The 12,518-nt window shown below is 68.8% G+C and carries 16 protein-coding genes and 1 other RNA gene; 12 read left to right on the top strand and 5 right to left on the bottom strand.

All coding sequences use genetic code 11. The annotated features are described in order from the left end of the window. Nucleotides 1-42: 42 nt before the first annotated feature. Complete coding sequence (locus AB0M88_RS26990) at nucleotides 43-558, bottom strand: Rv3235 family protein (RefSeq protein ID WP_364106910.1); 516 nt, start codon at nucleotides 556-558, stop codon at nucleotides 43-45. A gap of 135 nt (nucleotides 559-693) precedes the next feature. On the opposite strand from AB0M88_RS26990, the gene AB0M88_RS26985 reads away from it, so the two are divergent. Both AB0M88_RS26985 and AB0M88_RS26980 read left to right on the top strand, forming a co-directional pair. After that, nucleotides 694-1,110 (top strand): hypothetical protein, encoded by a 417-nt coding sequence (locus tag AB0M88_RS26985; protein WP_364106908.1) that lies wholly within the window; start codon nucleotides 694-696, stop codon nucleotides 1,108-1,110. A 54-nt stretch (nucleotides 1,111-1,164) separates the two neighbouring features. After that, complete coding sequence (locus AB0M88_RS26980; protein WP_364106906.1) at nucleotides 1,165-1,533, top strand: hypothetical protein; 369 nt, start codon at nucleotides 1,165-1,167, stop codon at nucleotides 1,531-1,533. A 146-nt stretch (nucleotides 1,534-1,679) separates the two neighbouring features. Here the strand turns inward: AB0M88_RS26980 and AB0M88_RS26975 are convergent, their stop codons facing one another. Both AB0M88_RS26975 and AB0M88_RS26970 read right to left on the bottom strand, forming a co-directional pair. Beyond that, a complete protein-coding gene (locus AB0M88_RS26975) occupies nucleotides 1,680-1,907 on the bottom strand; it encodes a helix-turn-helix domain-containing protein (protein ID WP_364106904.1) in 228 nt (75 codons plus the stop codon). 62 nt (nucleotides 1,908-1,969) lie between these two features. After that, the gene (locus tag AB0M88_RS26970; protein WP_364106902.1) at nucleotides 1,970-2,434 is read right to left on the bottom strand and encodes an Lrp/AsnC family transcriptional regulator; all 465 of its coding nucleotides are present in this window, start codon (nucleotides 2,432-2,434) and stop codon (nucleotides 1,970-1,972) included. A gap of 94 nt (nucleotides 2,435-2,528) precedes the next feature. Here AB0M88_RS26970 and AB0M88_RS26965 point away from each other — a divergent pair, with 94 nt between their 5' ends. Then, complete coding sequence (locus AB0M88_RS26965) at nucleotides 2,529-2,984, top strand: rhodanese-like domain-containing protein (RefSeq protein ID WP_364106900.1); 456 nt, start codon at nucleotides 2,529-2,531, stop codon at nucleotides 2,982-2,984. A 139-nt stretch (nucleotides 2,985-3,123) separates the two neighbouring features. Continuing rightward, entirely contained in the window at nucleotides 3,124-3,591 is a 468-nt protein-coding gene (locus tag AB0M88_RS26960; protein WP_364106978.1) for a hypothetical protein, read from the top strand. Between the two features lie 38 nt (nucleotides 3,592-3,629). Here the strand turns inward: AB0M88_RS26960 and AB0M88_RS26955 are convergent, their stop codons facing one another. Beyond that, nucleotides 3,630-4,592, bottom strand: coding sequence for a hypothetical protein (locus tag AB0M88_RS26955; RefSeq protein WP_364106898.1), 963 nt, complete (start codon nucleotides 4,590-4,592; stop codon nucleotides 3,630-3,632). Between the two features lie 320 nt (nucleotides 4,593-4,912). Between AB0M88_RS26955 and AB0M88_RS26950 the strand changes: the two genes are divergently transcribed. The 8 genes from AB0M88_RS26950 to ssrA all read left to right on the top strand — a co-directional run bounded on the left by AB0M88_RS26950 (nucleotide 4,913) and on the right by ssrA (nucleotide 11,364). Continuing rightward, a complete protein-coding gene (locus AB0M88_RS26950; RefSeq protein ID WP_364106896.1) occupies nucleotides 4,913-5,428 on the top strand; it encodes a PadR family transcriptional regulator in 516 nt (171 codons plus the stop codon). 54 nt (nucleotides 5,429-5,482) lie between these two features. Next, nucleotides 5,483-6,595 carry a peptide chain release factor 2 gene (gene prfB / locus AB0M88_RS26945; RefSeq protein ID WP_364106894.1) on the top strand — a complete coding sequence of 371 codons (1,113 nt, stop codon included), beginning with the start codon at nucleotides 5,483-5,485 and terminating at the stop codon, nucleotides 6,593-6,595. Nucleotides 6,596-6,736: 141 nt separating this feature from the next. Beyond that, a complete protein-coding gene (gene ftsE / locus AB0M88_RS26940) occupies nucleotides 6,737-7,417 on the top strand; it encodes a cell division ATP-binding protein FtsE (RefSeq protein WP_203816352.1) in 681 nt (226 codons plus the stop codon). 69 nt (nucleotides 7,418-7,486) lie between these two features. Next, entirely contained in the window at nucleotides 7,487-8,362 is an 876-nt protein-coding gene (ftsX, locus tag AB0M88_RS26935) for a permease-like cell division protein FtsX (protein ID WP_364106892.1), read from the top strand. A gap of 159 nt (nucleotides 8,363-8,521) precedes the next feature. Beyond that, on the top strand, nucleotides 8,522-9,736 hold the full coding sequence (locus tag AB0M88_RS26930) for a M23 family metallopeptidase (protein ID WP_364106890.1): 1,215 nt from the start codon (nucleotides 8,522-8,524) through the stop codon (nucleotides 9,734-9,736). A gap of 35 nt (nucleotides 9,737-9,771) precedes the next feature. After that, a complete protein-coding gene (smpB, locus tag AB0M88_RS26925) occupies nucleotides 9,772-10,248 on the top strand; it encodes an SsrA-binding protein SmpB (RefSeq protein WP_364106888.1) in 477 nt (158 codons plus the stop codon). A gap of 55 nt (nucleotides 10,249-10,303) precedes the next feature. Then, nucleotides 10,304-10,966 (top strand): cellulose binding domain-containing protein, encoded by a 663-nt coding sequence (locus tag AB0M88_RS26920; RefSeq protein ID WP_364106886.1) that lies wholly within the window; start codon nucleotides 10,304-10,306, stop codon nucleotides 10,964-10,966. A gap of 22 nt (nucleotides 10,967-10,988) precedes the next feature. After that, nucleotides 10,989-11,364: a transfer-messenger RNA gene (gene ssrA / locus AB0M88_RS26915) on the top strand. Nucleotides 11,365-11,487: 123 nt separating this feature from the next. On the opposite strand, the gene AB0M88_RS26910 is transcribed toward ssrA, so the two are convergent. After that, nucleotides 11,488-12,345 (bottom strand): alpha/beta hydrolase, encoded by an 858-nt coding sequence (locus AB0M88_RS26910; protein ID WP_364106884.1) that lies wholly within the window; start codon nucleotides 12,343-12,345, stop codon nucleotides 11,488-11,490. Nucleotides 12,346-12,518 lie beyond the last annotated feature (173 nt).

Raw genomic sequence — 12,518 nt, 5'->3', positions numbered from 1 at the left:
CGAGCGCCCCGGGGGTCTCTTCCTGATCGGGTGCGGGCGGCACTAGATGAGGCGTAGAGCGGTTGCGGACCAGGTTTCGTGATGCAACTCCAGCCGGAGCGCCAGCGCCCACGTGCGGTGGGTGGTGACCAGCGCGGCCGCCGCCTCGACCGCCTCCGAACTGGGCTGACAGACGCGCAGACTCATCACGGCCGCCGGCGAGCGTCGCGGCACCCGCCGGCCGGGTGCCGCTTTCCGTAGGCTAGCGACCCGCCGCGCCCCGGCCAGCCCTTGCGCCACAATCGTGCCCGCGTCGGCCGGCCGGGCCAGCGGGCGCAGATGCCCGGCCGGCCGGTAGCCGTTGAGAACCTCCACGCACTGCCGCACAAACCGGTGCACCGCGATCCGGGCATCCGTCGACACCCCGGCGACCGCCGGCCGGCCGTGCGCTAGCCCCCGCGCCCGCGCCGACGCCGCACTGGTCGTGCCGATAGCGGTCACCGCCCCGGTGACACTGATCAGGCCGGCGCTCGCACCGCCGGCCCGGGCGAGTGCCGCGGGCGACCAGTCGAACGCCAACTGCCCGGGGATGACCGGGTCCGGCTCGGCCGAACCATCACAGGGCGGCTCGCACTGAGGAACCCGTCTCAGGCGGATCCCACCACCCGAGGCACTCCGCTCGGGCCACCTGCCCACTGCCGGCGGCGGCGCGCCATGCCCCTGCAGCGGCGGCGGCTCGGATCGGTGACCCATGTCGCGTCGCGCCGGCGGCCTGCGCTCATCGTGCTCCTCCGGCGGCCCGGGGTCTGCGGGTTGCTCGGACCGCTCGCCAGCGTCGCATCGGGGCGCCCGTTCGGGGTCGCCGTGCTTGCCGGGTCGGGCCGCCCGTTCGGGGTCGCGGTGCTCGCCGGATCGGGCCGGCCGTTCGGGGTTGTTGTGGTCGCCGGAAAGGGCCGGCCGCTCGGCGTCGCCTTGCTTGTTGGATCGAGCTGGCCGTTCGGGTTCGCTGTGGTTGCCGGATCGAGCCGGGCGCTCGGGTTTGCTGTGGTTGCCGGATGGGGTCGGCTGTTCGGGGTCGCGGTGCTGGTCGGATCGGGCCGCCCGCTTGGGGTCGCTGTGGTTGCCGGATAGGGCTGGCCGTTCGGCTTCGCCGGTCTCGCATCGGGCCGGCCGCCCGGGATTGCCGTGCTCGCCGGATCGGGCTGCCCGTTCGGGGTTGCCGTGGCTGCCGAGTTGGGTTGGCCGTTCGGGGTTGCAGTGGTCGCCGGATCCGGCTGGCCGCGCGGGATCGCCGTGGCTGCCGGATGGGGTCGGCTGTTCGCGGTCGCGGTGCTGGTCGGATCGGGCCGCCCGCTCGGGTTCGCTGTGGTTGCCGGATCGGGTCGGCCGCTTGGGCTCGCCGTGGCTGCCGGATTGGGCTGGGTCGCCGTGCTTGTCGGATCGGGCTGGCGGGCCGGGCTCGCCGTTCTGGTCGGATCGCCGGCCCGTGCCGTGGCTGGGCCGCGCCTCGCGCTCGCCGCGCCCATGCGTCTGACCGGCCCTGTCCGACCCTGAAGTTCGAGAGGCAACCTCGACCGTCCCCGACATGCCAACACCGCCGATCTTGCGTTTGCCTACGTTTGCTTACGACTGCGATTCTCGACAACGGTCGAAGCAGACGTCAACCGCGCGCCACCGATCCGGGAGGAGGGGCAAAACGGTCAGTCGGGTTCGCGTTCGGACAGCGGGTTGTTCGCCACCCACTCGGCGGTCTCGGCGTACTTTCGCTGGATGTATTCCTCCAGCTGGGCGCGTTCGACCCGCCACTGGCCGCGTCCGCCGATCTTGATCGCGGGCAGCTCGCCGCTGCGCACCATGTGGTAGACCTGCGAATCGGACACGTTCAACTCGGCCGCCACGTCGGTCAGCAGCAGGAACCGGGCTTCCATCCGGCCTCCTCCCCGTCATCGAAGGGCTCAGTTTGCCACCGTTTGCCTTCGACGGCGTGCCGCTAGTCGCCGTCTGGGGATGAAGCGATCGACCGGCCGTTGAGCGGGCTCGAATACACGACGCTGGTCGTCACCGATCCCAGGCCGGAAATCCGCCCCGCCACCTCCTCGAGGTGCCGCATCGACCGCGCCAGCACCTTGAGCACGAAACAGTCCTCTCCGGTCACGTGGTGCGCCTCGACGATCTCGGGAGTGGAGTCGAGGAGGGCGTGGAACGGCCGGTAGTTTCCGGTCGGATAGCGCAACCGCACAAATGCCATAACGGTCAACCCCACACGTTCCGGGTCGACGGTCGCCCGGTAGCCGGAGATCACGCCGGCCTCTTCGAGGCGGTGCACCCGCTCCGCGACGGCACTCGGGCTCATCGCGACGGCGCGGGCGAGTTCGGCGTACGAGGACCGGCCGTCCCGCTGCAACTCGGCCAGTAGACGCCAGTCGGTCTTGTCGAGCGCGAGATCCGTGGCCATCCCGGCAATCTACCGACGTTTCCCCGGCCGAACCATCGGAGGGCCGTGGATCGGGCATGTTCCGCCGAAGCGGCCACGAATAGCGTCGTTGACCATGACGACCACCCGACAGCAGGAGGCGGCCGCCTTCTTCCACGCTCGCCTCGACTTCCAGACCGACGTCTCCGACGTTCACACCGCCCTCGCCGCCGACCCGTCCGCCCTGATCGTGATCGACTCTCGCTCCGGGGCCGCCTGGGATCAGGGGCACGTTCCGGGCGCGATTCACCTGCCGACCGCCGACATTCCGGCCCGGGCCGGGGCCCTGCTCGACCCGGGCGTGCCGGTGGTCGCCTACTGCTGGGGTCCGGGCTGCAACGGTGCGACCCGGGCCGCGCTCGCGCTCTCCGAGGCCGGCTTCGACGCGAGGGAGATGCTCGGCGGCATCGAGTACTGGATTCGCGAGGGCTTCCCCGTGCGTACGGAAAAGGGCGAGGAAATCGCCGAGCCGGACCCTCTCACCGCGCCGAGGTTGATCCGGGCGGGGGCCGAGGCAGCCTGTGGCTGCTGAGGCCGATGCACCACGATCGGGACACTACTGGTGGAATGACCTTCCCGGCACCGTTCCGACGGTGTAGGACGAGGACGGTCAAACCGCAGGAGGAGACGTGCCGATCACCGAGCTGGTCCGGGTCTACGTGCCGGCCACCATGCCGATGCTCGCGGCCCTGCGCGCCTCCGGGAGCCTCGGCGAGGGCGCGCTGACCGCGCACGCGGTGACTCCGTCGCTCCGCGAGTGGTATGCGGAGGGTGACGAGGAGGAGTTGGAGTACGTCGCGTTCACCCGCGCCGCCCAGGGGGCCCTTCAGCTGCTGCGACACGACCCGGCGGCCCCGCGCCGACGGGTCGTGATCTCGGCCGACGTGGCGTCCGGGTCGGTGAAGCGGGAGGAGGTCGAGCTCGGCTCGAGCACCGTCCGCCTGCTCGGCCCGGTGGCGCTGGGTGACGTGGCGGCGATCCACGTCGACAGTGGCGACGTGTCCGATGAGATCGCGGCCGCGGTCGACGTGATCGAGGAGGCGCTGGCCGGCGACCCGGACGCGCAGTTCACCGTCGACGGAGCCGAGGATCACGAGCTGGAGTGGTTCGCGGTCTCCGAGTTGGACCAGCTGACCTGACCACGGCCGGAGCGCTCGCCGGCCGCCGGCCGTCCAGATCAGCCGGCGGCGTGGTCGGCGGTGGCCGGCTCGCTTTCGTCCTGTTTGTCGTCTTCTTCTTCCGGGGCCGGCTTGATGCCGAGACCGAACAGGAGGGCGGCGACGAACGCCCCGGCGACGAGCACGATCAGCGCGCTGTTGATGCGGGCGCCGCTGAGCAGCTTCTGCACGGTCTGCTCGAGCACGCTGACCTTGCCGGCCAGATCGAGCACCTTGCCGCCCGCGGTGCGGGTCAGCGCCTCGCCGACCAGCAGCAACAGGCCCGGGCCGCCGCCGGCCAGGAAGTAGAAGGCGGGGGCCACGTCGGCGCCGGCCTGCCGCCGGGCCCGGCGCAGCAACCTGAACGCGACGATGCCGGCCGCCACTCCACTGAGCAGCGGCTGGGCGAACGAGAACCACTGGGCGGCGCTGGTCTGCGACTGCTCGGAGTCGCCCGCGCCCAGTGCGTTGAGGACCGGGGTCTCGAAGATGTTGAGCACGAACCCGACCACGAAGACGGCGATCGAGGCCCAGCACACGGCGGCCAGCACCCTCGGGATGCGGAAGCCGGCCAGCGCCCCGCCGATCGTGGCCGCCGCGGCGATCGACCCGCCGACCACCGCGTAGAGCCAGCCGTCGGTGTTGATCGTGACGACGACCAGGGCGCCGAGCAGGCCGACGACCAGGCCGCTGCCGGTGGCGATCGCGAACCGCACCGAAGGGCCCGGCGTGTGGCGCCGGGCGACCAGGCCGAGCACCGCCAGCGCGACGGCGATGCCGGTGACCAGGGCGGCCGAGACGGCTCCGGGCAACGCGTACGCCGTGGAGGTCACCTCCATCTCGGCGCCGAGCCCGCCGGTGCCGGTGATGGTGACGCGGGCCGAGAACAGCATCGCGGCCATCCACACCAGGCTGAGCGCGGCCAGCAGGAGCCCGCGCGACGCCGGCCGCTCGACAACGGGTGTCGACTCCTGGTCAGTCATGGGGCTCAGGGTACTGGCCGGGCCTTAGGGCAGGCCGCGCGGCCGACGCGGAGAGATCCAACCGATTGTCCAAAATTGGGGCGCTTGCGTGTTCTTCACACGACAGCGTGTCCCTTTTCGGGCGTTACCTGCCCTGCATCGCCGTCTGACCGTTTAGATGAACCATTCTAGCTGGTCAGGTCGCTCCACAACGGAAAAACGCCGGTGTGTGTCGCTCGTGGTCGGACTGTCTGTGCGGGACAGTCGCTTGTGGAGACGCAAACTGGACGGATCGGGCGAAATCCTGGACGCCGAAGCTACAAAGTGGCAGCTTAGAAGGCATGCCCGACTCTCAAATCAACCCCACGGCTGCCGCTCTGCTCGGCCTGCTACACGAGGGACCGATGACCGGCGGACAGCTCATGGCGGCTGCCGAACGCCGCCTCGGGCCCTACTGGTCGATGACGCGGAGCCAGGTTTACCGCGAACTGCCCGTTCTCGCCGAAATGGGATATGTCCGGCTCGGTAAGCCCGGCCCTCGTTCCAGCCAGCCCTACGCGATCACCGCATCCGGCAAGCGAGCCTTCAGCCGATGGCTCGCCGAATCGCCGGGACGGGACGCGCTGCGCAACCCGGTCGCCCTGCGTGTCGCCTTCGGAGACCAGCACAGCGGCAGCCAACTCCAGACGCTCTACACGGGCGCCAACGAATACCACTCCGAGGCTTTGGCCATGGCCAAGGAGCAGGCCAAGGAGGCGAAAAAGAACGGCGACAACTACGGTGCCGCCGCTCTGGAGTTCGCCGTCGCCTATCACAAGGCGGCGCTCAGCTGGCTGAAGATCGCCCCGTCGGCCTGACGACCTCGCCGCCCCGACCGGTGACGCGGCCGGGGCGGCGTAGTCTTGATTGTTGTGACAGCTGCCGACTATCCCGAGCACCTCAAAGCCCTCGACGCGACTCTGCGCAACATCGAGAACGTCCTGGACGTCGACAAGCTGCGGCGGGACAAGGCGGAGCTCGAGGAGCAGGCTTCCGCTCCCGACCTGTGGGACGACCAGGCGCGGGCCCAGGAGGTCAACAGCCGGCTCTCCTATATCTCCGGTGAGATCAACCGGATGGAGCGGCTGCGCACCCGCCTCGACGATGCCGGCCTCCTGCTCGAAATGGCGCAGGCCGAGAGCGACGAGGGCTCGATCGCCGAGGTCGGCGACGAGATCGTCGCCCTGAGCAAGGCCATCGAGGAGATGGAAGTGCGCACCCTGCTCTCGGGGGAGTACGACTCCCGCGAGGCGGTGGTGGCCATCCGGGCCGGCGCCGGCGGCGTCGACGCGGCCGACTTCGCCGAGATGCTCATGCGGATGTACCTGCGGTGGGCCGAGCGCCACGGCTACCCGACCGAGGTCTACGAAACCTCCTACGCCGAGGAGGCCGGGCTCAAGTCCGCGACCTTCGCGGTCAAGGTGCCGTACGCGTTCGGCACCCTCAGCGTCGAGTCGGGCACCCACCGGCTGGTGCGGATCAGCCCGTTCGACAACCAGGGCCGCCGCCAGACGAGCTTCGCCGGCGTCGAGGTGATGCCGGTCGTCGAGCAGACCGACCACATCGACATTCCGGAGAACGAACTGCGGGTCGACGTCTACCGTTCGTCGGGTCCTGGTGGACAGAGCGTTAACACGACCGACTCCGCTGTGCGCCTCACGCACATTCCGACCGGCATCGTGGTCACCTGTCAGAACGAGAAATCGCAGCTTCAAAACAAGGCTTCGGCCATGCGGGTGCTCCAGGCGCGGCTGCTCGAGCGCAAGCGCCAGGAGGAGGAGGCGAAGCTCGCCGGCCTCAGGCAGGACACCACTGGATCTTGGGGTGACCAGATGCGGTCGTACGTCCTGCACCCCTACCAAATGGTCAAGGACCTGCGGACGGAGTACGAGACGGGCAACCCCACGTCGGTCTTCGACGGCGAGCTCGACGAGTTCATCGAGGCCGGCATCCGGTGGCGCAAGCAGACCCAGCTCGCGGGCTGATCACGCGAGGCACGGACGGCGACCGTAGCTGAACGTTCGGTCAGGCGCCGTCCGTACGGTTCTCAGTTTCTCCACCGCCGGTGCAGATTCCCCGACCCGGCGGGGTTGGCGTTTTCGTTACACCGCGTAGACTGCATCCCCGTGATTCAGCTCGAGAACGTGACGAAGACGTATCCAAAGGCGTCTCGGCCGTCGCTGGACGATGTCAGCGTCGGAATCGAGAAGGGTGAGTTCGTCTTCTTCATCGGCCCCTCCGGTTCCGGCAAGTCCACGATCATCAAATTGCTCCTGCACGAGGTCGCCCCGACCCGTGGCAAGGTGGTGGTCAACGCCAAGGATGTCACGACCCTGCGCTCCTGGAAGGTGCCCCACTTCCGGCGCTCGATCGGCTGCGTGTTCCAGGATTTCCGCCTGCTGCCCAACCGCACCGCCTACGAGAACGTCGCCTTCGCGCTCGAGGTGATCGGCAAGACCAAGGCGGTCGCGCGGCGCGTCGTCCCCGAGGTGCTCGAGCTGGTCGGCCTCGGCGGCAAGGAGCACCGCTATCCCCACGAGCTCTCCGGCGGTGAACAGCAGCGGGTCGCGGTCGCACGAGCGTTCGTGAACCGTCCGCTGATCCTGCTCGCCGACGAGCCCACCGGTAACCTCGACCCCGACACCTCCATCGAGATCATGCGACTGCTGGACCGGATCAACCGGACCGGCACCACGGTCGTCATGGTCACCCACGACTCCAACATCGTTAACCAGATGCGCCGCCGGGTTATCGAGATCGAGAGCGGACGCATCGTCCGTGACCAGGCCCGTGGCGTTTACGGCTGAACCGGGCTCCGCCCACCCATCGACAGCTGAAGCAGTAGCAGGACGCGGAGTCCCGGAAGGAACCCCCCGATGCGCTTGAAGTACATCCTCAACGAGGTCCTGGTGGGCCTGTGGCGAAACGTCACCATGACGGTCGCCATGATCATCACCATGTCGGTCTCGCTGGCCATGCTGGGCGCGAGTGTCCTGCTGTTCCTGCAGGTCGACCAGATGAAGAACTACTACTACGGTGAGATCGAGGTGTCGGTCTTCCTCAAGAGCGACATCACCGACACTCAGCGTCAGGCGATCGACAGCGCGATCGCCCAGAGTCCCCTCGTCAAGTCGCGCAGCTACGAGACCAAAGAGCAGGCGTTCAACCGGTTCAAGGAGCTCTGGCAGGACTCGCCCGACTTCGTGAAGTCGATCGGCCCCAACAGTCTTCCCGAGTCGTTCCGCGTCAAGCTCAAGAACCCGGAGCAGTACAAGGCCTTCGCCGGCCAGATCCAGGGCCTGCAGGGCATCGACCAGATCATCGACCAGCGCACGCTGCTCGACAAGGTCTTCAAGATCTTCAACGCGATCCAGGTGTTCGCGCTCGTGGTGGCTGGGGTGATGGCCTTGGCCGCGTTGCTGCTGGTTGGTAACACCATCCAGGTCGCGGCCTACAGCAAGAGGCGAGAAGTCGCGGTGATGAAGCTGGTCGGCGCCTCGAACTGGTTCATCCAGTCACCGTTCGTGCTCGAGGCGGTGGTGGCCGGCCTGATCGGCGCGATCATCGGCTTCGTGGCGCTCTTCCTCTTCAAGATCGTCCTGCTCGACCACCGGCTCCAGGCTCTGACCAGCATCCTGACCCCGATTCACAACAGCAACGTGTGGCTCATGTTCCCGCTGCTGGCCGGGGTGGGCGCCGTCGTCAGCGCCATCACCGCGTGGGTCACCCTGCGGTTCTACCTGAAGGTCTGACCCTCGGATCCTTCACCGCTGTCGACCACGGCCGCGTCCCGTACGGGGACGCGGCCGTTGGGCGATTTAGGCCGTTAGACGCGGTTGGTCGGAGTACGGTGACTCCCCGTGTGGTCCTATCGTCGACATAGCCGGGTATCCGCCGTTCTGGCCGGATGCGTGGGTTTCCTGGTCGGCGGGCTGCTCCTGACCGGATCGGGCCCCGCCTTCGCCGAACCGGGAGGCGACGCCGCCGCCCGCGCCGGTCACGCCGTCGACCGGGCCGAGGCCCTGCTCGAAAACGCCACCGCGACCGCCCAGCAGGCGGCCCGCCGGTTCGAGGCGGCCAGCGCCGCCCTGCCCGCCGCGCGCACCAACCTCGCCACCGCCCGCGGCCTCGTCGCGGCCGCGCTCACCGACGCCAACACGGCCGGCCGCCAGGCCAACGCCGCACGCGCCGCCTACGGCATCGTGGCCGACCGGTTCCAGCAGGCCCAGGGCAAGCTCGACAGCGCCCGGGTGCGGGTCGACGGCATCGCCCAGGCAAGCTACATGGGCAGCGAATTCTCCCGGATCAACGTGCTCGTCGACGCCAGCGGACCGCAGGACGTCATCGACCGCCTCAGCCTGATCGTCCAGGTCATGCGCACCCAGCAACACGACGTCGACGTGCTGACCAGTGCACGCGGCACCGCGCGTACCGAACAAGACCGCGCCGCGCTCGCCAAGCGCACCGCCGAGGTCGCCGAAATGTCGGCCCGGGAGAAATTGCGTGCCGCGCAAGCGGCGCAGGCTTCCGCGGTACGCGCCAAGCGTGCGCTCGACCAGATCGCCGCGTCACGACTGGCCGCCCTGCGCGTAGCCAACGGACAGCGCTCGGCCGTCCTCGCGCGCTACCAGGCGGCCAAGGACGAAGAGGCCCGCATCCAGGCCCAGCTGCGCGGCTTCTCGGCCCGCTCCGGCTCCAGCTCCGGCCGCTATGCCGGCGGCCGGCTCCTGATGCCGGTCGACGGGTGGAAATCCAGCAACTTCGGCTACCGGTACGACCCGTTCTACCGGGTCTGGCAGCTACACGCCGGCACCGACTTCGCCGCACCACACGGCATGCCGATCCACGCCGCGGCCAGCGGGCGGGTGGTCCGCGCCGGCTGGGACGGCGGCTACGGCAACTACACCTGCGTCGACCACGGCCACTTCGACGGCGTCGACTTCATGACCTGCTACGGCCACCAGTCGGCGATCCTGGTGGACGTGGGCGAATGGGTGCACCGCGGCGACGTCATCGGCCGGGTCGGCACCACCGGCGCGTCCACCGGCAACCATCTGCACTTCGAGACCCGGTTCGACGGCGTACCCCGCAACCCGCTGAAATACCTGCCCTCCTGCCTGTGTTGAAATAGTTCTCACTCGTCAACAGGGGGTAGTTCGGCATGCCACGGGAACAGGGGCGGAAGGTGGTTGCCTCCAACCGGAAGGCACGCCACGACTACGCGATCTTCGATACCTACGAAGCGGGCATGGCCCTCACCGGCACCGAGGTCAAATCCCTCCGGGCCGGTCGCGCGTCGCTGACCGACGCGTTCGCCGAGGAGACCAACGGCGAAATCTTCCTGCGGGGCATGCACATCCCGGAGTACACGCAGGGCACGTGGACCAACCACGAGCCGCGGCGGGTCCGCAAACTGCTGCTCAACCGCGAAGAGATCCGCAAAATGCAGGGCAAGCTGCGCGACGACGGCGTCACGCTGATCCCGCTCTCGGTCTACTTCAACAACGGGTACGCGAAGGTCGAGCTCGGCCTGGCCAAGGGCAAGAAGAGCTACGACAAGCGGCAGGACCTCGCGGCGCGCGACGCGCAGAAGGAGATCAATCGCTCGATGGGCCGCCGTATCAAAGGCATGCAGTGATTCGGTAGTCTGCGAACCCCTCGCTGCTCACCCCTCGCTTTCGGAAGGGGCGTCGTTGCCCGCCTCCAAGCACTCCCCGGCGCCGGTCAGTCCGGCCCGCCTCGTCTTCCTGGCCGCCCTGACGATCCTGATCGCCCTGGTGGTCTGGGTCGCCGTACGCGCAGTGGGCCCCTCCACCGCGGACGCCGCCGGCCCGACGGTCGTACTGCCGTCGATGCCGACCGTCCCGGTCGGGGCCGCCGAGCCGGAGTCGCCGTCGCCGACCATCTCCATGCTGCCGCCACCCTCGTCCCCGACGCCGTCGCGGTCACACTCGGCGTCCCCATCCTCATCGGCCCGGCACTCGGCTTCGTCGTCGCCGTCACCACACGTCAGCCGCACCTCGTCGAAGCCGGCCGCGAAGGCCACGTTCTCGGCGACCGTGTCCACCTCCTCCTCGTGGGGCGGCGGCTACGTGGGAACGGTGCGGGTCACCAACACCGGCACCAAGGCGGCAGGCTGGTCGCTGAGCGTGTCCCACGGCTCCACCTCCGGCCTCCGGCTGTACGGCACGTGGAACGCCCAGGGCAGCCAGCACGACGACACGTTCACCTTCAGCGGCGGCTCCCTGGCCGCCGGCCAGTCCGCCTCGTTCGGCTACCAGGCCGGCGCCCGCACCCGCGACCGCCTTCGGCCGACCGGGTGCTCCGTCGGCAACGGTTCCTGTCGGGTGAGCTAGACTCGTAGGGTTGTTCCTACTAGGGGGTGACTGGTTTCGACTTCGTACGTGGAGACAGGGGAAGCGAGCCGAGGAAGCCAACGTCGTCTCGGTAATCGGTCGTTGGAAAAACACAAGCGCCGATAACAATCGCGCTGCGTTCGCACTCGCCGCCTGAGGCAAGTAGCGACGCTGTCGGACTGGGAGCACCTCCGTTCCAGACTTCCGGCATCATTTAGGAGGTTGGCCAACCGGCCCCGGTCGCGGGGGCCGCACGGCGAGATTAATCTGCGACTGGACCCGTCATCCGGACTCGCTCACATGATCCGGAGGGCCGAGTAGAGGCACAGTGAGCTGCGCTCGGAGAAGCCCTGACAAAGCAACGAAGGACCCGGGTTCGATTCCCGGCACCTCCACCTCAAGATCATCGGCGGTGCGCCCACATGGGTGCACCGCCGATTTCGTCGTGGCACGGAGGCTCGAGCCCCGGACACCCCGCGTTGCGGTGGTTGCGGTGCTGCTTCGGTTGCGCTTGCTGTGCTCTATTTGGCGTACGAGGCGAGCACGGACGTGATTTCGTGGCTGCAGTCAACGCCGACGTCGTGGCCCGATAATTCGCCGACGTGCAGGGTGGCGTTTGGTAGTTCGCGCGCGAGGCGGCGGGCGAAGGCTATCGGCGCGTTGCGGTCACGGGCGCCGTGCCATAGATGCACTGGCGTGGCGACCTCGCTGAGCGGGAACGGCCAATCGCGTTTGATCAGGGCTAGCTCCTGCACGGTGGCGCGTGTGCCCTGCCGCAGCGCGTCTGCGACGGCCTCGAACTCTACGCGCGTGGCGGTGGCGTGCGTGGCATCCGGCGCGGCAGCTATCGCGTCGTGCAGGGCGCGATGACGGTTCTTCGGGTTGACCAGCTCGCGACGCATCGCGGCGACCCGGAACGTGTTGAGTACAGGCACGTTCCTGGCGAACCAATTCATGAGCCGGGCGCTCGCCGTCATGCCCACTCGTTCGGCAGGGCCCATCGGGCCGCCCGCCGAAACGAGAGCGACAACGCTGACCCGGTCGGCAAGCCGATGCGCGGCGGCCAACGTGAACGGGGCACCGCCGGACTCGCCCACCAGCCCGAACCGATCCAGACCGAGGTGACCAGCCAACGCGCGGAGATCATCACTCCAGCCGGCCAGGCTGCGCCTCCGTTGGTGGCCCGAGGCGCCGTAGCCAGGTTTGTCCGGCGAGATCCACCGAAGACCGGCTGCCCGCGCGGTCACGTCGTAGCAGGCTCCACCCAGGCCCGACACCGGCGTCCCGGCCGTGTAAACAATCGGGAATCCGTCCCGGTCTCCGAACTCGTACCAGCTCAGCGGCCTGCCGTCAGCAAGGGTGAGCACGCCGGCTGTCATGTGTACATCCTGACCCTGGTCGTCGCCCCCCGGCTACCCCTGCCGGCGCCCTCGGCCGGCTGATCGGCGTGCCCGCGTTCATCCGCCGAGGTTCACCACGTGTGCGAGCTCACCGAGGGCGGCCGGCAGGGCGGGAACCTGCTCAACCGAGTTCAAGTAAGCCGACAGCACCT

Origin of the sequence: Actinoplanes sp. NPDC051411, from assembly GCF_040682075.1 — a bacterium.
Lineage (GTDB): Bacteria > Actinomycetota > Actinomycetes > Mycobacteriales > Micromonosporaceae > Actinoplanes.
This window is presented reverse-complemented; position numbering and strand designations above follow the sequence as displayed.